Below are 24,254 nucleotides of genomic sequence, written 5' to 3' on the forward strand. Positions count from 1 at the left end.
ACATGACCGAACTAACAGACACATTATCCAAAGACGCTAAAAATATGGGATTATTAGTACATGCCGCCAGTTTTGTCGGTTATATTTTCCCTCTGGGCAGTGTTCTTGGGCCGTTAATTATCTGGTTAATGAAGCGAGACGAGTTTGAGTTTGTAAACCAATGCGGAAAGAATTGCATTAATTTCAAACTAAGTTTAATGATTTATGCCTTAGTGTCTGGGATATTGATTTTTATTGGTGTGGGCGTATTACTACTGGCAGCGTTAGCATTACTCGACATTGTTTGTACCATTATCGCAATGGTGAAAGCCAGCGATGGCAAAGCTTATCAGTATCCACTGACTATTCGGTTTCTGAAATAACTAGCATGATAAATATATCGTGATCGGCAACAGCCATGAGCATAAAAAACGCCACTCAAATGAGTGGCGTTTTGTTAAAACGATTTATCGCATTTACACTTTAAAACGAGCAACTAGGGTATCTAGTCGAGTGGCTAATTGGTTCAATGATTCACTTGCGTGTGCAGCGGCATGAGCTGTTTCTGCGGTACGTTGAGTAATATCGTTGATTTCAGTCACATTACGATTAATGTCTTCAACCACAGTTGATTGCTCTTCCGTCGCGGCTGCAACTTGTATGTTCATATCGCTAATCAGTGCAATACGTTCACTAATGCCGCTTAATGACTGGCTCGCTTCATCAACAGCTGTAACACCCTCATGCGATCGGCTGCGCGATTGTTCCATAGCACTGACTGCTCGCGTCGTTTCTGATTGAAGTTTATCAATCATAGTTTGTACTTCGTTAGTCGAAGCTGCCGTACGAGAAGCTAAGTTACGGACTTCGTCTGCAACAACAGCAAAGCCTCGTCCTGCTTCACCGGCTCGAGCCGCTTCAATTGCCGCGTTCAGTGCCAATAAGTTAGTTTGCTCTGAAATTGCACGAATAACATCTAAAATACTGCCAATCGATTTAGTGTGCGTCGCTAATGATTCAATCACGTCACCGACTTGTTTGACGTCTTTAGATAGTTGATTAATGGTTTCACGTGCCCGTGTTACGACTTTCTGACCTTCAATTGATTCCGCATCTGCATCGCGGGCCGTGACTGCGGCTTGAGCTGCGTTAGTTGCAATTTCATTAACCGTAGCGCCCATTTCGTTAATTGCGGTGACCACCATAATCGTACGGTCTTTTTGTAATTGGCTGTCATCTAACGTCTGGTGTGACTGATTTGATACATCAATAGCAGATAAACCTAGTTGTTGGCTTGTGCTGGCCACTTCCAGGACCGTATCTTGGATCTTACTGATAAAGCTATTAAAACCACGAGCAAGCTGAGCAATTTCATCATCACCATTAACGGGTAGTCTTTGACGTAAATCGCCTTCGCCTTCACCAATGTTGCGAAATAGCTCGGCAATATGAGCAATAGGGCGGCTGACGGAACCTGCAACCGCAATCGAGATAGCTATAAATACCACTGCAATAAGAATGGTCCATATTAAGATCTGATAAGCGGACTCTTGTAGTAAGGCAAAGACTTCAGCTTCAGGCACTTGAGCCACTAAATACCAATCCATCGATTCAATATAGCTACTGGCAATCAACATGTGTTGGCCATCAACTTCTGCTTTAACTAAGTTAAAGTCACTTTTATTTAGCAGTTGGTTAGTATTGGCATTAGGGTATAAAGTGCTGAGCTTAGCCTTACCTACTTTATTGGTATCTCGATATAGTTTTACGTCACCTTTAGCATCCACTAAAAAGACAAATCCAGTGTCTTCAATTTTGAATGAATCTAATAAGTTAACCATATCATCTAGTGATTTAGCTAAGCCAACAAGCCCACGACCATTTGGCTGCTGATAGTTAATAAACAGTTTGACTTCACCATTGGCTTCGGTAAAAACATTGAGCATGCGCTCTTGTTTACTGTCGCGGTAATCAAAAAACCAACCGTCTTGCTCAGGGGTTAATACCCGTAAAAAGCCGTCTTGTGTATAGTAAGCTGCGGTTTCGCGATCGGCGTAAGACGCTTGAGCTAAGCCGTACTGATTTTTTAGGTCATTTAATTGTGCGATGACGAGGCTTTCTTGGTCCGCTGGGCGACCATTTTGGAGCCAGCCAAGCAACATTCTGCTATTGGCTAGTTGCTCCGCGGCATTCATTAAACTGCTAATTTGCAGGTCTACGTCATTGCGGATTTGCATGACTATGCTTGGCATTTCTGAATTAAGCATACGCTGCTCGACGATTTGCTTCGCACTGCGTTGACTCAGTAATCCGACTAATATTGTTGATAGCAGTACAGCAACTGTCACTGTCAGCAATATTTTTTGTTTAATGGTAAGGGTATTAAATGTGCTCATCTACAACAGCCTCTTGGGGTATATCTATGATATATCGGACACAATGCCAATAAATTGATAGTTATTTTGCTCTTAAGTTAATTAAGTAAACAAAATAGTCTTTTTGCGTAGGTTGTTCTGATTTTATGTGAGTAATAATAGTCTATAAAACAAAAAAAACGCACCTATATTTAAGTGCGTTTTTCGGCGGAGCTAATATTTTAACTATTGGTTAGCTTACATATTTGGGTAGTTTGGCCCACCGCCGCCTTCTGGAGTGACCCAGGTAATATTTTGGCTCGGATCTTTGATGTCACATGTTTTGCAATGAATACAATTCTGAGCATTTATCACAAATTTTTTGTCGCCGGCTTCTTCAATCACTTCATATACGCCTGCAGGGCAGTATCGTTGCGCGGGTTCATCAAATTTAACTAAGTTGACCGAAATCGGAATACTTTGGTCTTTAAGGTGTAAATGGCACAGTTGATCTTCTTCGTGATAAGTATTCGACAGATATACTGAAGACAGCTTATCGAAACTTAATTTACCGTCAGGTTTAGGATAATCAATCTTATTGTAATCACTGGCTAGGCCTAAAGTTGCGTAATCAGGGGTGGTATCCCTAAAGGTCAGCGGAAATTTACCACCAAACCAATTTTGGTCGATGTAATTAAAAGCGCCACCGACTATGGTGCCAAACTTATGTAATGCAGGACCAAAATTACGTGATTGATACAGTTCATCGTGCAGCCAGCTTTCTTCAAAACGTTGTTGGAAGCAATCGAGATCTTTACCACCTTCGATACCAGCCATCAAGCCTTCGCCTAACACTTTGGCTGCGATGATCCCACTCTTGATCGCGGTATGGGTGCCCTTAATTTTAGCAAAGTTAAGTGTGCCTGCATTACAGCCAATAATTAACCCACCAGGGAAGCTCATTTTAGGCAGTGAATTTAAACCACCTTTAGCAATGGCACGTGCGCCATAAGTTAAGCGCTCACCGCCAGTTAATGTTTTGGCAATCACTGGGTGAGTTTTATAACGTTGAAATTCATCAAATGGGCTGAGGTGAGGGTTTTGGTAATTTAAATCAATAATTAACCCCACTGCAACTTGGTTGTCTTCCATATGATATAGGAATCCCCCTCCAGATGAACCATTCACTAGAGGCCAACCGCCGGTGTGAACGACTTTACCTTGTTGGTGTTGTTCAGCAGGGATTTTCCAAATTTCTTTAAACCCTAAGCCATAATGCTGCGGTGTTTTGCCATTGTCTAAATGGTATTTTTGGATCAGCTGTTTACCTAAGTGACCCCGACAACCTTCTGAAAAAACGGTGTATTTAGCATGTAATTCCATGCCTGGCATGTAGCTGTCTTTGTGTTGACCATTTTCGCCAACGCCCATGTCACCAATTAAAATACCTTTGACACTATTGTCTTCATTAAACAGTAATTCACTGGCGGCAAACCCGGGGAAAATCTCTACGCCAAGTGCTTCAGCTCTATTAGCTAACCAACGGGCTAAGTTACCGACACTAATAATGTAATTACCATCGTTGTGCATGGTTTTAGGCACAAAGCTGTTTGGTATTAAGCGCGATTTATTCTCTGAGTTAAGCAGATAAATTTCGTCATGAGTGACTTTAGTCGTTAGCGGGATATCAGATTCACGCCAATCATTAAATAATTCGTCCAATACATCCGCTTCAAATACCGCTCCCGATAAAATATGTGCGCCAACCTCAGAGCCTTTTTCTACCACGCAAACGGTGATTTCCTTGTCGGCATCTTTAGATATTTGCATTAAACGACAAGCTGTTGCTAAACCTGCAGGGCCAGCACCGACTATTACTACGTCGAACTCCATTGACTCGCGTTCCATGTTGTCACCTTTCAAAGTTTCCCGTTCATCGCGGGTTTATTGTTTTTCTACAACGATAACTAAACGATCGTTTATCTTTTTAGTTACCTTACCGCAAAATTCACTTTTGTCACAGTAGCAAACATAATCTTGTCAGGGTGAGACGAGTCACAAATAGTTAACGATATAATCTTTTTCATTAAGATATTCACTAAAGGGGTATTTGTTAAAAGGCAATTAGGCCTATAATTGGATCTGACGGTTCTCCGAGCTTTGTGTCCTAAGTCAATGATATGGGCAGTTAGCCGTGGTAATTTTGCCACCGGGGTGAGTAAAGAAATGCATTCACCTCCCACACTTGGAAAGGTTAACATGTCCCAATTACAAGATAGTTTTGGTCGAAGGTTTCACTATTTACGAATGTCAGTCACTGACGTTTGTAACTTCAAATGTTCCTATTGTTTGCCAGATGGGTATAAACCCGATGGCAAACCGAGCTTTTTAACCCTCAATGAGATTGAAAATCTTGTTGCAGGCTTTGGCGCCGTTGGCACTCAAAAAGTTCGTATCACTGGTGGTGAGCCCACTCTGCGCAAAGATTTCACTGATATTGTGCGGATTGTTGCGGCGAATCCCAATATTAATACCGTAGCAATGACCACCAATGGTTATCGTTTACAGCAGAATGCTAAAGAATGGTATGAAGCTGGTTTACGGCGTATTAATGTTTCCGTTGATAGCTTAGATCCTAAAATGTTTTATCAAATTACCGGCGAAAATAAGTTTGATCTTGTTATGCGCGGTATTGATGCTGCATTGGAAGCGGGTTTTGAGCGGGTTAAAGTCAACGCCGTATTACTTAAAGGCTTAAACGATAAAGATTTACCACGGTTTTTACAGTGGATTAAACATATACCTATCGATTTACGCTTTATTGAGTTAATGGAAACGGGCTTGGGTCGCGACTACTTTAATGCGCATCATTTAGCTGGCGTTGATATCAAAAAACAACTTGAGCAGCAAGGCTGGTTATACGATTTACCGAGCGTTGATGATGGTCCTGCACAGAACTTTAGTCATGCCGACTACCAAGGTCGTATTGGGCTAATTATGCCCTATGCTAAAAACTTCTGTGCCAGCTGCAATCGCTTGCGCGTATCTGCCAAAGGTAAATTACATTTATGCTTATTTACTGAAAATGGCCTAGATTTGCGCGATTTATTGCAAGACACTTCACAGCAAGATGAGTTAATCACTCGGTTACACGGTCAATTAGCGCAGAAAAAAGAAACCCATTATCTACATCAAGGTATTACCGGTGTGACTCAGCATCTTGCCTCTATTGGTGGTTAAGCGGTTATTGAGCTAAACCGACTGATGCGGACATTTTTGTGACGCTCAGTCGATAGACATTGAATTTTTATTAAGGCAGTAGCAGCATGAGCAATCGTTTTACCCATATTAACGCCGATGGTAATGCCCATATGGTTGATGTCACTGAAAAAGCCGTCACTGAGCGCGAAGCCCGCGCAGAAGCCTTTATTGATATGGCTCCCACTACCTTAGCGATGATTATGAATGGCAGCCATCACAAAGGTGATGTGTTTGCTACCGCACGTATTGCTGGTATTCAAGCGGCTAAAAAAACTGCTGATTTAATACCTTTATGTCATCCGTTAATGCTGACTAAAGTGGAAGTTGAGCTTGAAGCTCAGCCTGAGCACAATCGTGTGCGCATTACCAGTTTATGTAAGCTATCGGGTAAAACCGGTGTAGAAATGGAAGCGCTAACGGCTGCTTCTGTCGCCGCCTTAACCATTTACGATATGTGTAAGGCAGTACAAAAAGACATGATTATTTCTCAAGTTCGTTTGCTTGAAAAACGCGGCGGTAAATCTGGCCATTTTCAAGCTTAAGCTGCCTTATATGAGCTAACGTTCATCCAATATGTTTTATGAATAAATGCATTGAGAGACCACTATGATCCAAGTGTTATTTTTTGCGCAAATTCGCGAATTACTCGATACCGCTAAAGTCGAACACAGTGCCGACAATATAGACACCGCCGAAGCATTACGCGCTGCGCTTGCTGCCACTGATGATAAGTGGGCTAAAGTGTTGGCATCAGACAAATTGCTGGTGGCGATTAATCAAACCATGAGCCAATGGGATTCGCCTGTAAATGACGGTGATGAAGTGGCCTTTTTCCCTCCGGTCACAGGGGGGTAATATGAAACAGAGCAATCAAATTATTGTCCGTGTGCATGCTGAAGATTTTAGCGTTGCCGATGAGTATGCGCTCTTGGCTTGCGATAATCAGGATGGTGCAGTAGTCAATTTTGTTGGCAAAGTTCGTGACTTTAATGATGGCTGCGCCGTAACCGATCTAACCCTAGAGCATTATCCTGGAATGACAGAGTCGGTTTTATTACAGATTAGCCAGCAGGCTTGTGAGCGGTGGCCGTTAAACAAAGTGACCATTATTCATCGAGTGGGTACGCTAACACTTGGTGAGCAAATAGTCTTTATCGGTGTCACCAGTGCCCATCGTAAAGCCGCTTTTGCAGCGTGTGAGTTTTTAATCGACTTCTTAAAAACCAAAGCCCCTTTTTGGAAACTGGAAGCGGGCGATACTGGCAGTAAGTGGGTTGAAGCGCGTGATAGCGATCAACAAGCGGCTCAAATGTGGAAAAAGTAATATTGTTCCGTATTACTGGTATACAGTAAGGATAATCTCTCAATGCCTTTCATTAATAGCATTACTCCAATTTTTTATCGGCTGGTACAGTATATTAACGCAAGTGGTATGGCGGCGTTACTGGCGACGGTTGGTGTGATTGGGTTCAGTTCTGCAAGCTTGGCCAGCGATGCTCCGGCCATTGCTGCAGCGGCTAATATTAAGTTTGCAGTAGATGAAATCGCGATGCGTTTTCAACAGCAAACAGGCTTGGAACTGCGGATTAGTTATGGTTCATCGGGTAATTTTATCACCCAAATTCAGCATGGTGCTCCATTTGAGATGATGCTCAGTGCTGATGAAGGTTATATTGATAAGTTACATCAAGCGGGCTTCACTCAAGACGAGGGCATTGTTTATGCCATCGGACGTTTAGCTCTTGCTGCTCCTAAGGCTTCGCCATTGATTTTAGACCCAGAGCTAGTGGGCTTAAGGCAGTTAATCGATGATGGAAAGCTATCTCGTTTCGCCATTGCCAATCCAGATCATGCACCTTATGGAGTGAGTGCCCGTGAAGTTCTCAAAGCAAAAGGTTTATGGGATGCACTCCAGCCGATGCTGATCTTAGGTGAGAATGCCGGACAAGCGACCCAATTTACCATTAGTGGTTCCACTCAAGGCGGTATAGTGCCGTTATCCTTGGTGTTGACACCTGAGTTTGCTAAGCGCGGTAACTACGTGATTATTCCAGACGTGTTATTTCAACCTCTTAATCAACGGATGGCATTGATGCCACAGGCATCTGAAACGGCCGAGCTATTCTATCAATACATGCAATCTAATGAGGCGCGGCAAGTGTTAACGCAATTTGGATTTAACTTACCTAAGCCTGTCGTTAAGCAGGGTGACTAATGGATTGGCAAGCGCTGTGGCTGTCGGTAAGATTAAGTTGTTTTACCGTTGTAGTGTTAATTCCGCTGGCCATAGTGATTGGGCGATGGTTAGCGTACCGTCAGTTTAAGGGCAAGTCATTGCTTGAGGCTCTGATCATGGCACCATTAGTATTGCCCCCGACTGTTATTGGCTATTACTTATTGGTCGGTTTAGGCAATCAGAGCATGATTGGCCAGTGGGTTGAACAATTAACAGGTCAACAACTGGTGTTTCATTTCTCAGGGTTAGTCATAGCCTCTATTATTGTTAATATTCCCTTTGCTGTTCAGCCTATTCAACGTGCGTTTGAAACTATTCCTATTGATATTCGCGACGCTGCGGCTTGTTGCGGTATGAGCCGATTACGGATTTTTTTTCGAGTTGAGTTACCCATGATTTGGCCTGGTGTATTAACCGCCCTGGTACTGTGTTTCTCCCATGTGCTGGGTGAATTTGGTGTGGTGTTAATGCTGGGCGGTAACATTGCGGGTGAAACTAAAACTATCTCAATAGCCATTTATGATAGTGTGCAGGCATTCGATTTTGATTCGGCAGGGATGATGTCTTTAGTCTTATTGTTGTTTGCGGTAAGCGCATTAGCACTCACTACCAGTATGTCGAGGCGTTTAGGAGGGCATTATAATGCCTCGCCACGCTGATCTTACTTGTGATATTTCACAAACACTACCTATTCCATTGAAAGCGCATTTTAGTTGCCAAGCGGGTGAGGTCTTAGCGGTTGTTGGCCCATCGGGTGGTGGTAAAACAACACTACTGAGAATGATTGCTGGTTTGACATTACCGCAACAGGGGCAGATTCATTGTGGTGAACAGTTGTGGTTTGATGCACAACAGTCGATTTCACTCACACCACAGCAACGACATATTGGTTATATGCCGCAGAATTTTGGTTTGTTTCCGCATTTATCGGCGTTAGATAATGTCATTTCTGGGCTTGATCATGTGCCCAAAGCCTTAAGAAAGCAACGTGCACTAGATTGGTTGGAACGTGTCAATTTGCATGGATTACCTGATCGTTTACCCGCACAATTATCGGGTGGACAGCGCCAACGAGTTGCGCTTGCGCGAGCGTTGGCACGTGAGCCGGCTATTTTGTTATTAGATGAGCCCTTTTCTGCGGTAGATAAAGAAACTCGTGAGCGCTTATACATAGAGTTAGCGCGTTTGAAGCAACAACTATCCATACCGGTAATTATGGTAACCCATGATATTCACGAGGCCTTGTTACTGGCCGATAAAATGATATTAATTAGTCAGGGTAGGATGCTGCAACAAGGCAAGCCCTTTGAGGTGTTATCTCATCCTAATGATGAGGCGGTTGCGAGACAGATGGGCTTGAGAAATATTTTTGATGGCCAAGTTGTGTCACAAGATATTGAACGCAACATCACTCAGTTTACACTGGGTGATGAACTCATCGTCTGTGATAGCGCCCCCACATTAGAGATTGGTCAAGCTATTCGTTGGGTTATTCCCAATCAAGGGATTCGCTTTAATGCCATTAGCAGTGGTCGTCTGTGCAAGAGCATAAATAAGTTAGAGGTATTCATCGAATCTGTATTGATAATGGGCGAATCCTCTCGGGTGATCGCATCAGTTGTTGGCATAGGATCAATCATTAATGCTGATGTACCAACTCATTTAGTGCAAAAGTTATCAATCGCGGCAGGAGTGCAAACGACCATAGCGCTCAAGTCAGACCAAATTCATATTTTAAATATCAGAGACAGTTGATCTTTTAAGATGAATGCAGCCAGAAGGGGACGGCTAAACGATTTTTCCCTTTAGTTATAAGGTATTTTCTTACAATGGCTAAGTGCCACAACTTATGCCGTATTAGAAACTGTTTATCTCGAACCCAATTTAGCCATCAATGTTCAACAGCCCTTTGTCTTAACTTGGATCGTTAATTTATTTTAAATAACTTTTTCGCTCAGTTTGCTGCGCCGATTAGCGTGTGAGACGCATCAGTGCCAAATAAGATAACATAGCCTACTATTGGCGCGAGTTTGATCACTCTATTCGATACTTTATACTGATTTTATGTCATAAAATGGCGCTTCAGCATCATTTAAAATGGTATTTATGATCAATTATTAATCTTAGATTTCTTGGGACTTTGGCTGCTCTTAGGTAAAGTGGGCAGGTAATAAAATTTTCAATTATATAGAGGCTCGTGATGGTTCGGTTGCTGCTAGCAATATGCTTTCTTCCTTGTGTCGTGATGGCCACCCCATCTATGCATTCCTTATTGATAAATGGTAACTTTTTAAAGCCCATTTCTGTCATGGAGCAATTAGAGCAACAAGATCAAGGTACAATTTGTGACTTTGATGTTGACGTCGAGGAAGGCTTGCTGGTATATAAAATTTCTATGGTTAACGTAGAAACCCACCGAATCAATAAATACGAATATCGTGCCTTAGACGGTATATTATTAACTGAAAAATCGTCTGCCTACGCAAGTGATGATACTGGTCAAGTTAATGCTGCTAAAATGCTCGAAGCTAAACATATGAAGTTTTCAGAATTAGTGACTCTTGCGATAGAAAATCAGCAAGGATATTTAACAAAGGCAGAATTGGACCACGATTTATCAATTAGTTATCTCGAATTAAAATTACTCAATCAAGATAGTAGAAGTACCATTGCTTTCGATATTGAAACTCTACGTCCTCTACCTCTGCTCAAATGGGATTAAAGACTCTATGACTATGCGTATTTTACTGGTTGAAGATGATGCTACTACATTAAAGTATGTAGCTGATGGATTTACTGCTCAGAAATATCAAGTCGACAGTGCGACGGATGGCCAGGAAGGTCTGACGTTAGCCAAACATAATCAATATGATTTATTGATCCTCGACCGTATGTTGCCTAAGTTAGATGGCTTAACGTTATTATCAGCTCTGCGTACCAGTGGCAACAAGACACCGGTACTTATTCTATCGGCCTTGAGCCATGTTGATGAACGCGTAAAAGGTTTACGTGCCGGTGGTGATGACTACATGACTAAGCCATTTGCGTTTGCAGAGCTATTAGTGCGTGCGGAAAAACTTGCTCAACGTAATGTGGTTGAACCTGCTGCCACTGATATTGAAGTGGGTAGTCTAAAAATGGAGTTATTAACCCGTAAAGTTACCCTTGATGACAGCGAGTTAATGCTTCAACCCAAAGAATTCCAATTACTTAAATATCTAATGGAGCATCCTAATCAAGTCATTAGCCGCACATTACTATTTGAAGCAGTATGGGATTACCATTTTGATCCTCGTACTAACGTGATTGATGTGCACATTGCCAAGTTACGTCGCAAGTTTGAAGAGCTTGGGCATGGTGAGCTAATTGAAACCGTAAGAGGGGCTGGATATCGCCTTTGCAAAAGGCATTAAGCCTTACCAGAGTAGTGCGTGGCGGATCACGCTGATCTTCTCTACATTAGTAACAATATTGATTGTTATGTTGGTGCTTAGTCTCTATCGACAGCTAGTGATTGAGCAACAAAATCAGGTAGATAAACATCTTGCTGCAGAAATGCAACGTTATCAGCAGTTGGCTTTAACAGTCAATCGCCGTAGTTTTGCTGCTCAAATTCGTGCTGCCGATCCCAAAACAGCCTTGATTGCCTGGCGCAACAGCGTTGATATGGTCGGCGCACTGACTTTTTTACCTGAAAACATGCCGCAACTGCCTGAAACCAGAGATTTCCCTATTTTTACTGGCGGTCCAGATAAGCTGCATATTCTCACCGGTGGCCTAGTTATTACCCGTTATGGTCCAGTCCTTATTGCGACGCGAACTGATCAGTTAGCGGCACTAATTGAGAAATTCATTAATGCTGCTTTCTGGGCGGTGGCATTTACCTTAGGACTGACACTGGCATTAGGGTATATTTTCTCAAAAGCCATTCTTAGACGACTGGTCGAATACAACCGCTTAAGTGAACAAATTGAAGCTGGACACTATGAGACGCGCTTGCCGGTAAGTGAAAGCCAAGATGAGTTTGATATGCTTGCGCGGCAATTTAATTTGGTGCTCGACACATTAGAGCAAAACTTGCGTGCGGTTCGGGGTGTAACCGATAATATTGCCCATGATTTACGAACCCCGTTGTCACACTTACGTATCGGGATTGAGCTATTATCGCAAAAACCTACCGCTGAACTTGCCGATGCCACCGCTGAGTTACTCGAAGAGTTAGACCACTGCCTGGGAACATTTGATGCCATGTTATCGTTAACTCGCATTGAAGAAGGCCAGCAAATGCTTGATTTACAGCCAGTGAGTTTGCAGCAAATCTGTCAAGATTTATTCGAAATGGCGGAAGTGATTGCCGAGAGTCGCGACCAAGTGCTGAAAATCAGCTTAGAAGATGATATTCAGGTTAATGGCGACAAGTATTTGCTGTTCCAAGCCTTGTTTAATCTGGTTGATAACGCGATCAAGTATTCCCCAGACGGTGCAACAATTAGCATTATCCAACAGGGGAAGCATATTCAAATTAGCGACAATGGCCCGGGTATTATTGACGAAGATAAAGAGCGAGTATTTGATCGCTTAGTCCGTTTAGACCCTAGTCGTCATTACAAAGGCACTGGGTTAGGTTTGTCTATGGTGAAGGCCATTCTATCGCGCCATAAAGCGACCATTTCACTACACGATAATAATCCGGGTTTGCTGGTGAGTATTCACTTTAAATAATAGTGCACTCGGCATTTAATCCTGGTTGGATAATTTATGTATCAACTGCTCAGTGATCAAACAGATTTTATTATTATCAGTAAGTCTGCCAATGTCCATTTTCACAGCCAAGATGGCACTGCTGGAGTGATTGCTCAGGCTGAGGCTGATTTAGGTTATAAGCTTTATCCGGTTCATCGCCTCGATACGCCTACATCTGGTTTATTGATTGTGGCTAAATCGCCACAAGCGGCCAATGTATTCACTCAGATGTTTACTCAGCATCAAGTACAAAAATATTATTTAGCCATTGCCTGTGGTAAGCCTAAAAAGAAGCAAGGTTGGATTATTGGCGATATGGCTAAGTCGCGTCGCAGCATGTATAAATTACTGCGAACCACTGATAACCCCGCAGTTACACAGTTTTTTAGTCAGAGCATTGCCCAAGGAATACGGCTGTACTTGCTCAAACCGCTCAGTGGTAAAACTCATCAATTACGAGTGGCTTTAGCCAGTATTGGCGTGCCTATTTTAGGCGATCAACTTTATGGTAATGAGCTCAGTGATAGATGCTATTTACATGCGTACAGTTTGCATTTTAGTTATCTAGATAAGACTTATGTTTTCCAACATGTGCCATCATTCGGTGTACACTTTCTATTGCCTCAATGCCAACAACTTATTGGTAATCAGTGGCAATCGCCGAGTGATTTGTCTTGGCCAAGTAAGTGATAGTTTTTTCTATTAATAAGAATATCGGTGCATTTCTATTACCCAAGTTGAGGTTTATCTAACCTGCTGTTGCAATACAGTTGCGGCCGGCTTTTTTTGCATCATACATGGCTTTGTCGGCTTGGGCTAAAATGTGCTTAATGGGGTTTTTGGGAGTGACAATAGCGCAACCAATGCTTGCCGTTATACTAAGCCTCTCTTCACCAGTATCAATTCCCTGTTCTGCAAGTTCTTGCTGACATCGTAAAGCCATTTCATGCGCCTGCGCTAGTGTGAACTAAATCTGCAAAAGGGCTCGTACTGACTATTGCCGGGTTGTGGAGATTATTTCACTGGCTTGCTCTATCGAGTCAAGCGAACAAATCGTATTACGCCCCCTACTTTTTGCGAGATACATAGCATCATCAGCTAGCTGTAATAGTTGTTCAATACTGAGGTGAGTTTTACAGGTCGCATAACCAATACTGAGGGTGGTGCTGATGTGTTTTTTTTGCCACACAATGACGCTTTCTTTGATTTTTTGTTGTATCTTTTCGGCCACAATTTGAGCCTCTTTTTTATTGGTTAACGGCAGTATAATGAGAAACTCCTCACCACCATAACGACAAATAAAATCGATTTTACGCAGTGTGTTTTGTAACGTTTCAGCTGTGTGTTTGAGCACTTTATCACCGGCTAAATGTCCATATGTATCATTGATACGTTTGAAATGGTCTAAGTCGAGTACCATTAAGCTATAAGCTAAATCATTTCGTAACCACAAGGCATCAACCTGCTTGAGTTTGTCCAGTAATGCATGCCTATTCCATAAGCCGGTTAATTGATCCTTGTTAGCTAACCGCGCCACTTTGAACACTAATCGAGCCAGAGCATTACCAAATAATACTAGATTAGTTAATAATAACAGTATGATATAGCTCCATAATACTAAGGGTGAGTTAAGTTTGTCGGCGGCAGAAATATGCGCAAGTTGTTGTGGAGAAAATAACAAAACAATTGCTCGGATGATAAATAATAAACCAATAGTAAAAAAGGGCACGTTAAGTAAGGCGGCATAATAAAGCGGTAAGTGTTTTTTTACTGCCCGAAAATTATCAATACCACTGAGGGAAATGAAGATAGCTGCAGTCATGCTCATCACAATAACTAAGTAAACGGCATAGATCACTGAGGGTGGTACTAACAGCATTAATAGTGCCGCAGTTGTCAGCAATATTAGATCAAAACGGTAGGATAAAGCTTGTTTAAATAAGTATTGGCAGCCCCAACGCACCAGAGCAAATCCCAAGAGTATTGTCATGTCGGCAACAAACCAGTATAAATAGTTAATTGCTTCAGTGCGTTGAGTGTAAAGTAAAATGCCGATAACAGTGAAAGTGTTAGCCGCAGCGAAGCACCAACTGGCTCTGGGTGCTATGCGTAATAGAGTGGCAAGCAATGTCCAAGCTATTGCACAGCTAAGCGCAATTAAGCTGAAAAATTGTACAAAAACAATACTCTGGCTATTTTCCATGTGACTCATTACTATCGGGAAGAAGACGGTTCCATGATGCAATATCAATATACAAAAAAATAATAGGATAATTATTCTAGTTAACAACTTGTATCGTATACTCTTTTTATAATAGTTATAGCTAAATTAATCAATTTAAATAAGGCAACGAAAATGGATACTAATAAATTATTACTAGTGATTATTGCGATTTTGCTTCCACCTGTGGCGGTATTGCTCAAAAAAGGTATGGGCAAGGATTTATTAATTAATATCCTATTATGTATTTTCTTTTTTGTCCCCGGGCTTATTCATGCTTTGTGGGTAGTATTACAAGAGTAAAGGCTAGTATATGATGCCGCTGAGTCGCTGATAAGTTGGAATCGATAGGGTTTTAATCACTTTAAGATTATAATTGCTTGGTAGAAATGCTATTAAGTGACCAACATGAATCGTAAAAAGAAAATTAATCAAACCCTGAAAGCTAAAGCCAAGAAGGCCAATGCTAAACTCCATGCAGCCAATAAATCTCCTTATATTGCCAAAGCCGATCGCGAAAAGCTTATGCAAGCGCAATTGATAGCCGCGCCAACAGTAGGTTTAGCTGACAGTGCATCAAGTGATACAGATGCTATCCAGTAGCATCTGTATCATGAACTCGCGATGTCGTTTCACTTACGCATGTACACCGCAGATTTTGCACTGGGGTTGTTTAGGCAAGCGCATTTGTCTAAATTCCATGGTCATGGCATCAATCATTAGCAACTTCCCAGTTAACGCTTGACCGATACCTGTGATGACTTTTATCGCTTCAGTTGCTTGAATGCAGCCTATCATGCCAACCACTGGAGCAAGAATACCCGCTTCGACGCAGGTTAATTGCTGCTCGCCAAATAAAGCGCTAAAACACTGATAACACGGGCTATCTTCTCGGTAGTCAAATACGGTTACCGTGCCTTCCATTCTGATTGCAGCAGCAGATACTAAGGGGACTTTGTGCTCAAAACAACTTTTGTTGAGCTGTTCTCGAACAAGCATGTTGTCGGTGCAGTCAAGAATTAAGCTGTGCTGGCTTACCGAGGCATTTATCTCATTATCATCTAATTGCGCATTAATTGTATTGAGAGTAATCAATGGGTTTAGCTGCATCAATGCCTGTTTGGCAGACGCCACTTTCGGCTGACCAATATTGGCGTCGTGGTGCAATACTTGGCGTTGTAGATTTGAAAGCTCCACCGTATCAAAATCAACTAAGGTGATTTCACCAACCCCCGCCACAGCAAGATATTGGCTTGCAGCACAACCTAAACCGCCAGCGCCAATAATTAACACCTTGGCAAGTTTAAGCTTTTCTTGGCCATCTATATCGATAGCTTTAATCGAAATCTGCCGGCTATAACGCAGCATTTCAGTGTCGGTCAGTATTTCTTGCTCAAGTGAGTCCATAATATTCCTAACACAACACGTTATTAAAAGGCTCTACAGTCACTTGGACACCCTTAGATGTGTCGCCTTGGAATTGATCTAATATTACAAAGCAATTAGCTAAGCTCATTGATGTCAGCATACCCGATCCTTGGCCACCTGTGATGGCCACTTCAAGCTCGCCCGCTTCATTGCGACTGAGTATGCCGCGTTGGTATTCGACTCTGCCAGGATGTTTACGTATATCCGTCAGTAACTTGGCTTGGCAAAATAAAGGCGTAACCGGTTTGAGTCCCTGCATCTTTTTCAAAATAGGTAATACGAGCTTATAAAAAGTCACCATAGAAGAGACCGGATTACCGGGTAAACCACAGAAAATAGCATTATCTATTTTACCGAAAGCAAATGGTTTCCCTGGTTTAATGGCCAGTTTCCAAAAGGTGATTTTGCCTTCTTCAGATAAGATTTGTTTAGTAAAATCAGCGTCACCAACAGAGACACCGCCTGATGTGAGCACCATATTCGCTTGGCTAGCCGCTTCTTTAAATGCCCCGCGAATCGCTTCTTTATTGTCGGCTATTACGCCCAAATCAATCCACTCAACATTACTTTTACTCAGTAAACCTTGGATTGAATAGCGGTTAGAATCATAAATCTGTCCTGGCGCCAATTCGCTTCCCACCGGGCGTAGTTCATCGCCAGTGGAAAAGAAGGCCACTTTTAATTTGCGTGTCACCCTTACTTGGCTGATACCAATGGTGGCGAGTACCCCCATTTCTGCCGCGCGGATAATGACACCACGGTGTAATACTTTTGTACCAGCCAGCAGTTCTTCACCGCGACAGCGCACATTGGCGCCTAAGCGATGTGGATGTTCAATACTAATCTGGTTTTGGTTTGCTTGAGTTTTTTCTTGCATTTGTACGGTATCAAAACCTGGGGGAATAGGAGCACCGGTCATAATGCGGATACAACTATTAGGTAGCACTTTGCCACTGAATGGGTGGCCTGCAAAAGAGCTACCCACTAATGTGAAAGTTGTTTTATCTTGTGATGCCGTTAAGTCTGCAAACCGAAATGCATAACCGTCCATAGAAGAGTTATCAAAAGGGGGTAAATCAATACTTGAGGACAGATCTTCGGCAAGAACCCTGTCGATAGCTTGGGTTAATGTTACCATTTCGGTATCTTGAGTTGCTTCAACTTGAGCTAAAAGTTGCTCAATCGCTTGATCGGGATGCAGCAATGTTGGTTGAGCGCAAGGGTCTTGATTACTAGACATCAGAACTTCCTTAATGAAATGCTAAAATACGCTACAGCGTATTTTGGCTGAAAAATAGGTGTTTGCATTTTCATGGGGCTTAGTATGCCATGATGGCACAAGCGTTTTATGATCACACTTAAGGTTTTAAATTTTATGCCGAAAAATAACGCCAATGCTGGTTGGTTCTTGTACATTATTCGCTGTGCAAATTCACATTTATATACAGGTATTACCACGGACATTGCGCGCCGCTTTGCTGAGCATCAAACAGGCAGTCCAAAAGCGGCTAAATATTTAAAAGGTAAAGGCCCGTTAACCCTGGTTTACCAAGAATCCTTAGCTGATCGAAGTGAGGCATCAAAACGCGAAAGTGCGATTAAAAAACTGTCTCGCCAGCAAAAGTTAGTGTTAATTGAACAGCATCAGCGACTAGGGCGTCACTCTACCAGCGATAACATGCTTGTAGAGTGACTAGCAGATTACTTAGATACCCTTAACACAGGATATTTCATGTATTGGTTATCATAATATGGGCTGCGTTCATAAAACCAACGGAGTCTTGCTTCACTGTCTTTGGCAAAATCAGGGTTCTTTAGTGCGAGATTGAATTCAGCTTGTAGGCCGGGATTCTCTTGTAACATTTTTGCCGCTAAAGGTTCAACCGCATAATCTTCAATGTATTCGGTGCGGGTGAAAATAGGATTAAAAAATCCCCAGTAAAACAATGAATCCTCTGCTTGTGGCTCGAGCAGCAGCATGGCTAAATCGCCCAAAGGCTGGTCAGTTAGAATACGCACAGTACCTGCAGGAAGATCAGTAGTAACTTTGTGAATGGTCGTGTTGGCGGTGACTGTTTGATGGCCTTCGTAATCAGCACTAGAAAACATGGGCTCGCTGAATTGATATTGCTGTGCGGTTACTGTGGTGACTTGATTAAGACGCGTCATTCTGATGCCGTGTAAAGCGAGACGATCAATCACATCAGCCCACTGTGGTGGAATATAATATGCCACAGGACGCGTCACTGTCACAATCGGTTTGGTATTAGCCACAATCGGTAAGTTTTTATATAACTTAGGTTCACCTGTCCAGCGTACTACTTTGTCGCCACTGATTGGGCTTTGCTCAATACGGTAATCAATACCTTTAAAGTCTCGCCCTTGTGCTAATGTTTGGTTTTCCCAGCTTAGGGTTAACTTGCTTGGATTTCGGTATTTATCTTCATTGATGGCAGATTTTAGCTTAGTGCTATTTTGGGCCACTGTTTTAAGGGTTTGTTCAAGCATGACATAGGTGCCAAGTACGCGTTGCTTGTAGGGCTTAAGGCTATGGTTTTCAATTAAAATGGTGGGTAAATGACGGGCATCGCCATAGCCATTGGAGAATCGTGGGCTAGGGTTCCAAAGTGATATACCTTTACTCATGTCGGTATTGTCGTTAGCAAAAACTAATGGACCAGGTATGTGGCCTTGTTCTGTTAAGGCTTGTTCTACCTCTGGACGATAAATAGTCTCTAGCCATTTAAAAATGCTCGGGCTGTAACCTTGAGCGAGGTTGTAGCCAAAGGTGACATCATATTGGTAGTCAATACCATCGGTAACATGGACATCTATGTATAAATCTGGCTGCCAAATATTAATAGTGCGAATAAGGTGCTGCATTTCCAGTGCATCAACTTTGGCATAATCACGGTTTAAATTAAGGTTTTTAGCCGTAGTACGCCAACCCATGTTCACAGGTCCACGCTGATTAACGCGGTTAAATTTGCTGCTGCGCTCGTGAGCATCAACACTGAAAATAGGGATAAACAGTAAGTTAACGTTTTCAAGTAACTCGCGTTTGTGGTTATGACTGATATCACGCAATAACATCATCCCAGCATCTTTACCGTCAATTTCGCCAGCATGAATGCCCGCTTGCACTAGCACGGTCGCTTTACCATTATCACTCAATGCTTGCGCAGTTGATGCTCCATCTTGCGACGCAACAATCATCCATATATCTCGGCCTTGGGGACTTTTGCCGATACTAACCAGTTGTAATACATCGCTGCTGTCGACGAGTTTGTTTAACCATTGCACCGTATCATGATAGTTCGGGCTAGAAACGTAACCGTTTTGCTCAAACGGAGTGATCCATGGCTGATCTGCACTTAATAACAAGGTTTCACTTGCACCAGACCAAGGGTGAATTGGCGGCAGTATATTGTCGTTTTCAAAATGTGCAGTGTGCTCTGTTGCGACTATGGGCGTCGAAGATGCAGCATCATCAGCATGAGTGAAAGTAGAACAAATCAGTAACGGACTAACCATTAAACTTGCAAGCAAAAAGCGGCGCATGAATATCCCTGTAAATGGTGATGGTGTTGACATAATAACGGTAATAACATCATAGCATTGCCTATCAACAGTTTCAGTGGCTTTATGCTGTAATTTTACAGATAAAAAATCCCAACCGAAGTTGGGATTTTAGGCATGACATCGCATTATGTTAATTGCGAATTCTTGCTGGCTTATTTAGACGTTTGGGCCAGCATTTTTGATTGCTTCAGACACTTTATATTTAGCAAAGTTGTCACTGAACTCTTGTGCTAGTTGTTGTGCGTATTTTTCATAGTCAGCTTTATTTTTCCATGTATTAACTGGGTTGAGTAAAGCGGTATCTACACCCGATACACTAACAGGTACATTTAGGTTGAGTTTATCGATATGCACTGTGGCGACATCTTTTAATTCACCACTTACAATAGCGTCAACAATGGCGCGAGTGGTTGGAATATCAAAACGTTTGCCTACACCGTGTGGACCACCTGTCCAGCCGGTGTTAACAAGGTAAACTTGGCTACCAAACGACTCAATGCGTTTCATTAGCAGCTCGGCATACACACCTGCAGGACGTGGGAAGAATGGTGCACCAAAGCATGTTGAGAACGTTGACTGGATTGCCGATGTTGAGCCCATTTCTGTTGAGCCCACTTTTGCGGTATAGCCCGATAAGAAGTGATACGCTGCTTGCTCTTTGCTTAACACTGACACTGGCGGTAATACACCTGAGACATCACAGGTTAAAAACACAACGGCATGAGGCTCGGCACCACGATTATCTTCTTTACGCTGAGCGATATGCTCTAAAGGATAGGCGGCACGACTGTTTTCGGTCAGGCTAGTGTCTTTATAGTCAGGCACTCGCTGTTCATTCAGTACGACGTTTTCCAACACAGTTCCAAAACGAATCGCATCCCAAATCACTGGTTCATTTTTCTGGCTCAGATCGATACATTTAGCATAACAACCACCTTCGATATTAAACACGCCACCCGGAGCCCAGCCGTGTTCATCATCACCAATTAAGAAGCGTTTTGGATCAGCGGATAGGGTTGTCTTACCTGTACCCGATAAACCGAAAAATAATGTGGTATCACCATCATGGCCAACATTGGCCGAGCAATGCATTGGTAATACACCTTTAGCAGGTAATAAGAAGTTCTGTACTGAGAACATCGACTTCTTCATTTCGCCAGCGTATTTTAAGCCCGCAAGCAGCACTTTTCTCTCGGCAAAGTTAAGAATAACCGCCGCATCAGAATGGGTGCCATCACGATCAGGTTCACACACAAACCCAGGCGCATTGATAATTTGCCATGTGTCTTTGTTGCCACGATTAAAGCTTTCTGGCGCGATGAATAAGTTACGAGCAAACAGCTGATGCCAAGCATATTCAGTGGTTACACGCACTGGAATATAATGATCATCATCAGCGCCGACTTCAAGTTCAGACGTAAATAACTCTTTGTCTGCAAGGTAAGCTTCTACACGGCCCCATAATGCATCGAATTTACCCGCTTCAAATGGACGGTTTACTTTGCCCCATTCAATATCCGCTTCTGTATTTGCCTCTTTGACAATAAAACGGTCATTAGGCGAGCGACCTGTTCTTTCTCCTGTTTTGGCCACTAAGGCACCATTCGCGGTGAGCTGACCTTCTCCACGAAGAAGCGCTATTTCTACCAGCTGTGCTGTCGTAGGATTAAGGTGAACGCGGTTAGATACATCCGCCATAGTGTTGATCTCCATGTCTTTTAGGTCGTGTTTTGCAGTGAATCGCTATTGGGGTTAGGTGTTCAAACTTAGCTTGATATTATTTTTTGCGCGGAGGCTATAAGCTAATGTCAGGGATTGTAACGCAAGTTAATGTTTTGGTAACGAACAGTTTGGTAATATTTTTGAAAGTTATTTTGTTTTGAGGGGGTTTTTAGTGATTTTTAAGGCAAAAAAAGCGCATTGCGCGCTTTTTTGTAATGGGTTACGTAGGTTGTAACGGTATGAATTACTGTTTTGACTGACTGCTATGGCTGCCCGAATATAGTGCGGCAATATCTATTGCGTCAAAAGCGTATTTTGCTGTGCAGTATTCGCAATCCATTTCGATTTTGCCATCTTCAGCCAAAATGGCCTCAACTTCATGTTGCGATAAGGTCTTGATAGCAGCGCCACTGCGTTCATATGAACAGCTACATTTAAAGGTAACATCAACAGGGTCAAATAAACGTACTTCTTCTTGATGATACAAGCGATGTAATACCTGTTCAGCATCCAGTGTGAATAGCTCTTCTGCTTTAATTGTAGTGGTCAATGCTGCTAAATGTTCAAAATCATCCGTTTGATCTGACTTCGATGGCAATACTTGCAGCAGCATACCTGCAGCTTGTTTGCCGTTAGCAAATAACTGAATTTGAGTCGGTAATTGCTCTGATTGATTAAAATATTCTTCTAAACATGCGGCTAGATTGACATGGTCTAGTGATACGATACCTTGATAACGTTCACCTTCATCAGGTGTTAAGGTGATTACCATGTAGCCTTTACCAAACATTTCCTGCAGGCTCGCATCATCTGCTATATCATCATTCCAACGGGCAACACCACGTAAAACTTGCTTATTGTTACCATTAATTACCGCTAAAGAAACCGGGCCATCGCCTTGTAACTGCACGCTAATATCGCCATTAAATTTAATGGTGGCGGTCAGTAATGATGTTGCCGCCATTAACTCACCAATTAGACGCTCTATTGCCACGGGATAAGTATGTGCAGAAAGCACTTCTTGGTAGCTATTTTCTAATTGGACTATTTCGCCACGCACATCGACGTTATCAAAAATGTAGCGATGTAAAATATCGTTGTTCATTTGTATTCTCTTACTCTTTGGGCGCTTAGTAGTCTTTAAAGCGCATAATCTGTCGTCTTTGTTTTTTATCCGGTTTATGATCTGGGGCCGGATTGTTCAATATATTTAACCGTCTTGCTTCAGCGTTTATAATCCGTTTACTGATGCTTTCTGGTGTTTCTTCGTATAGGGTTTGCGCTACATTGGCGCTTTGTCTATGACCAGATAATTGGATGACAAAAACCTCTTTATCATCATTACCTTGACGAAGACGGATTTTTGCACCGACTTCTGCATTCTTACTGGATTTAGTCCGTTGGCCGTTGTAATGTACTTTACCGCCATTGATCATGTCTTTTGCGATAGCGCGGGTTTTATAAAAACGTGCCGCCCATAACCATTTGTCGAGCCGAATAACGCTTTTTTCGGGCTGAGTTTGAGTCAAATGACCTCCAAAACAGGGATGATTTCACAGACTGAGTAACCTAACTGCCATACAATGTGTGTATTATCGTAATAGAGGGCAATATTATGGCTCTTTTATGGTCGCAAAGTTAGCATATTTGATGGAGATTCGCCAATCGATATGCTCTGGGGTTGTCGCTTTATCCTGTGTGAGTTAGCATGACGACTTCACATATATTTAACGAATTTTATTAACAATTAGAACAGAGACCTGTACCAAGGCGTATAGAGGGTCCAATAACATATGGATTTATTAGATAAACTGATCACCAACGCAGCAAAAATACCGCATAAACGATTGAGTATGATTGTATTTTGGCTGGGATTGATCATTGTGTTGCTACTCGCAGCACAAATCACATGGAAGTTGATGCCAGTATCATCGCAATCTGCGGTGTGGCAACCATCCCCCATCTCTGCGGGCACTGCAAAGCGTATTGAGCTTGCCGGTGTGCGTGATCTATTTCTTTTTGGCCGCTTAGACAATAATAACGACAAGCCTAAAGTTGAAGTCGTAGAGCAAATAACAGATGCACCTAAAACAAACTTGTCAATTCAATTGACGGGAGTTGTTGCATCCACCGAGGAAGCTCAAGGCTTAGCCGTCATTGAATCAAGTGGTCAACAAGAAACGTATAGCTTAGGCGATAAAATTAAAGGGACTTCGGCTTCTTTAAAAGAGGTTTATGCTGACAGGATCATTATCAGTAACAGTGGCCGTTATGAAACCTTAATGCTTGATGGGCTTCAATACACCACACAAGGTGCGGCAAACACCCAGTTACAACAAGCTAAAGTTGATCAACAGGTCACTCGAGTTGATCGTCGCGATAATGAACGTTTTTCTGAAGATCTGTCTAATTCTCGTGACGAGTTGCTAGCAGACCCCAGTAAAATTACCGACTTTTTGGCTATTTCACCGGTACGTAATGGTGATGAATTAGCGGGTTACCGTTTAAACCCTGGCAAAGACGTCGCATTGTTTAAGCAAGCGGGTTTTCAGGCTAATGATTTAGCCAAATCAATAAATGGATTTGATCTGACCGATATGGGTCAGGCATTAGAAGTGATGGCACAATTGCCTGAGCTCACCGAAATGGCTGTCATGGTTGAGCGTGAAGGGCAGTTGGTCGAAATCATGTTTAGTTTGCCAGAATAATTTGGCGTTAGAGGATTGAG

At 42.5% G+C, this 24,254-nt stretch carries 25 protein-coding genes, 1 pseudogene and 1 riboswitch; of the genes and pseudogenes, 16 read left to right on the top strand and 10 right to left on the bottom strand.

All coding sequences use genetic code 11. The annotated features are described in order from the left end of the window. Positions 1–2 precede the first annotated feature (2 nt). Positions 3–362, top strand: coding sequence for a DUF4870 domain-containing protein (locus H5114_RS18750; RefSeq protein ID WP_124017751.1), 360 nt, complete (start codon positions 3–5; stop codon positions 360–362). Positions 363–455: 93 nt separating this feature from the next. Here H5114_RS18750 and H5114_RS18755 read toward each other — a convergent pair whose 3' ends face one another. Both H5114_RS18755 and H5114_RS18760 read right to left on the bottom strand, forming a co-directional pair. Beyond that, positions 456–2,375 carry a methyl-accepting chemotaxis protein gene (locus H5114_RS18755; RefSeq protein ID WP_182698719.1) on the bottom strand — a complete coding sequence of 640 codons (1,920 nt, stop codon included), beginning with the start codon at positions 2,373–2,375 and terminating at the stop codon, positions 456–458. A gap of 216 nt (positions 2,376–2,591) precedes the next feature. Next, positions 2,592–4,241, bottom strand: coding sequence for an electron transfer flavoprotein-ubiquinone oxidoreductase (locus H5114_RS18760; RefSeq protein ID WP_124017749.1), 1,650 nt, complete (start codon positions 4,239–4,241; stop codon positions 2,592–2,594). Between the two features lie 231 nt (positions 4,242–4,472). Next, positions 4,473–4,605, top strand: a riboswitch (molybdenum cofactor riboswitch). Between H5114_RS18760 and moaA the strand changes: the two genes are divergently transcribed. The 11 genes from moaA to H5114_RS18815 all read left to right on the top strand — a co-directional run bounded on the left by moaA (position 4,593) and on the right by H5114_RS18815 (position 13,263). Then, positions 4,593–5,573: a GTP 3',8-cyclase MoaA gene (moaA, locus tag H5114_RS18765; protein WP_124017748.1), complete on the top strand. Its 981-nt coding sequence runs from the start codon at positions 4,593–4,595 to the stop codon at positions 5,571–5,573. (Overlaps the previous riboswitch by 13 nt.) 86 nt (positions 5,574–5,659) lie before the next feature. Further along, positions 5,660–6,136, top strand: a complete 477-nt coding sequence (gene moaC / locus H5114_RS18770; protein WP_124017747.1) for a cyclic pyranopterin monophosphate synthase MoaC — start codon at positions 5,660–5,662, stop codon at positions 6,134–6,136. Positions 6,137–6,200: 64 nt separating this feature from the next. Next, positions 6,201–6,449, top strand: a complete 249-nt coding sequence (gene moaD / locus H5114_RS18775) for a molybdopterin synthase sulfur carrier subunit (protein WP_124017746.1) — start codon at positions 6,201–6,203, stop codon at positions 6,447–6,449. A 1-nt stretch (position 6,450) separates the two neighbouring features. Then, positions 6,451–6,918 (top strand): molybdopterin synthase catalytic subunit MoaE, encoded by a 468-nt coding sequence (gene moaE / locus H5114_RS18780; protein WP_124017745.1) that lies wholly within the window; start codon positions 6,451–6,453, stop codon positions 6,916–6,918. A gap of 108 nt (positions 6,919–7,026) precedes the next feature. Continuing rightward, a complete protein-coding gene (gene modA / locus H5114_RS18785) occupies positions 7,027–7,809 on the top strand; it encodes a molybdate ABC transporter substrate-binding protein (protein ID WP_404948326.1) in 783 nt (260 codons plus the stop codon). Next, complete coding sequence (gene modB, locus H5114_RS18790) at positions 7,809–8,489, top strand: molybdate ABC transporter permease subunit (RefSeq protein WP_182723751.1); 681 nt, start codon at positions 7,809–7,811, stop codon at positions 8,487–8,489. The genes modA and modB overlap by 1 nt, the downstream gene beginning before the upstream one ends. After that, positions 8,473–9,585, top strand: a complete 1,113-nt coding sequence (locus H5114_RS18795; protein WP_182723752.1) for an ABC transporter ATP-binding protein — start codon at positions 8,473–8,475, stop codon at positions 9,583–9,585. Before modB ends, H5114_RS18795 begins: the two co-directional genes overlap by 17 nt. A gap of 490 nt (positions 9,586–10,075) precedes the next feature. Beyond that, complete coding sequence (locus tag H5114_RS18800; protein WP_235781676.1) at positions 10,076–10,552, top strand: hypothetical protein; 477 nt, start codon at positions 10,076–10,078, stop codon at positions 10,550–10,552. A gap of 13 nt (positions 10,553–10,565) precedes the next feature. Further along, on the top strand, positions 10,566–11,243 hold the full coding sequence (locus tag H5114_RS18805; RefSeq protein WP_182698745.1) for a response regulator transcription factor: 678 nt from the start codon (positions 10,566–10,568) through the stop codon (positions 11,241–11,243). A gap of 67 nt (positions 11,244–11,310) precedes the next feature. Beyond that, positions 11,311–12,552 carry a HAMP domain-containing sensor histidine kinase gene (locus H5114_RS18810; protein WP_182698724.1) on the top strand — a complete coding sequence of 414 codons (1,242 nt, stop codon included), beginning with the start codon at positions 11,311–11,313 and terminating at the stop codon, positions 12,550–12,552. A gap of 36 nt (positions 12,553–12,588) precedes the next feature. Then, positions 12,589–13,263, top strand: a complete 675-nt coding sequence (locus H5114_RS18815; RefSeq protein WP_182723753.1) for a TIGR01621 family pseudouridine synthase — start codon at positions 12,589–12,591, stop codon at positions 13,261–13,263. A gap of 58 nt (positions 13,264–13,321) precedes the next feature. On the opposite strand, the pseudogene H5114_RS18820 reads toward H5114_RS18815, so the two are convergent. Beyond that, a pseudogene (locus tag H5114_RS18820) lies at positions 13,322–13,522 on the bottom strand (diguanylate cyclase domain-containing protein); the annotation flags it as partial. A gap of 45 nt (positions 13,523–13,567) precedes the next feature. Next, positions 13,568–14,776, bottom strand: coding sequence for a diguanylate cyclase (locus H5114_RS18825; RefSeq protein WP_182723755.1), 1,209 nt, complete (start codon positions 14,774–14,776; stop codon positions 13,568–13,570). A 153-nt stretch (positions 14,777–14,929) separates the two neighbouring features. Between H5114_RS18825 and H5114_RS18830 the strand changes: the two genes are divergently transcribed. Beyond that, on the top strand, positions 14,930–15,097 hold the full coding sequence (locus H5114_RS18830) for a YqaE/Pmp3 family membrane protein (protein WP_124017736.1): 168 nt from the start codon (positions 14,930–14,932) through the stop codon (positions 15,095–15,097). Between the two features lie 105 nt (positions 15,098–15,202). Further along, on the top strand, positions 15,203–15,397 hold the full coding sequence (locus H5114_RS18835; RefSeq protein WP_124017735.1) for a DUF2986 domain-containing protein: 195 nt from the start codon (positions 15,203–15,205) through the stop codon (positions 15,395–15,397). A 33-nt stretch (positions 15,398–15,430) separates the two neighbouring features. On the opposite strand, the gene moeB is transcribed toward H5114_RS18835, so the two are convergent. Beyond that, a complete protein-coding gene (moeB, locus tag H5114_RS18840) occupies positions 15,431–16,201 on the bottom strand; it encodes a molybdopterin-synthase adenylyltransferase MoeB (protein ID WP_182698729.1) in 771 nt (256 codons plus the stop codon). Between the two features lie 7 nt (positions 16,202–16,208). Next, a complete protein-coding gene (gene glp, locus H5114_RS18845; RefSeq protein WP_182723756.1) occupies positions 16,209–17,462 on the bottom strand; it encodes a gephyrin-like molybdotransferase Glp in 1,254 nt (417 codons plus the stop codon). Between the two features lie 135 nt (positions 17,463–17,597). Between glp and H5114_RS18850 the strand changes: the two genes are divergently transcribed. After that, positions 17,598–17,915: a GIY-YIG nuclease family protein gene (locus H5114_RS18850; protein ID WP_259395339.1), complete on the top strand. Its 318-nt coding sequence runs from the start codon at positions 17,598–17,600 to the stop codon at positions 17,913–17,915. A gap of 8 nt (positions 17,916–17,923) precedes the next feature. Here the strand turns inward: H5114_RS18850 and H5114_RS18855 are convergent, their stop codons facing one another. From H5114_RS18855 to hslR, 4 genes are all read right to left on the bottom strand, one after another. Then, the gene (locus H5114_RS18855; RefSeq protein ID WP_182723758.1) at positions 17,924–19,783 is read right to left on the bottom strand and encodes a M14 family metallopeptidase; all 1,860 of its coding nucleotides are present in this window, start codon (positions 19,781–19,783) and stop codon (positions 17,924–17,926) included. 177 nt (positions 19,784–19,960) lie between these two features. Continuing rightward, positions 19,961–21,517 (bottom strand): phosphoenolpyruvate carboxykinase, encoded by a 1,557-nt coding sequence (locus H5114_RS18860; RefSeq protein WP_182723759.1) that lies wholly within the window; start codon positions 21,515–21,517, stop codon positions 19,961–19,963. Between the two features lie 253 nt (positions 21,518–21,770). Beyond that, positions 21,771–22,631 (bottom strand): Hsp33 family molecular chaperone HslO, encoded by an 861-nt coding sequence (hslO, locus tag H5114_RS18865; protein ID WP_182723760.1) that lies wholly within the window; start codon positions 22,629–22,631, stop codon positions 21,771–21,773. A 25-nt stretch (positions 22,632–22,656) separates the two neighbouring features. Beyond that, positions 22,657–23,055, bottom strand: a complete 399-nt coding sequence (gene hslR, locus H5114_RS18870) for a ribosome-associated heat shock protein Hsp15 (protein WP_124017728.1) — start codon at positions 23,053–23,055, stop codon at positions 22,657–22,659. Positions 23,056–23,319: 264 nt separating this feature from the next. On the opposite strand from hslR, the gene gspC reads away from it, so the two are divergent. Further along, on the top strand, positions 23,320–24,234 hold the full coding sequence (gspC, locus tag H5114_RS18875; RefSeq protein ID WP_124017727.1) for a type II secretion system protein GspC: 915 nt from the start codon (positions 23,320–23,322) through the stop codon (positions 24,232–24,234). Positions 24,235–24,254: the final 20 nt, after the last annotated feature.

Source organism: Shewanella sp. SR43-8, from assembly GCF_014163775.1.
GTDB lineage: Bacteria > Pseudomonadota > Gammaproteobacteria > Enterobacterales > Shewanellaceae > Shewanella > Shewanella vesiculosa.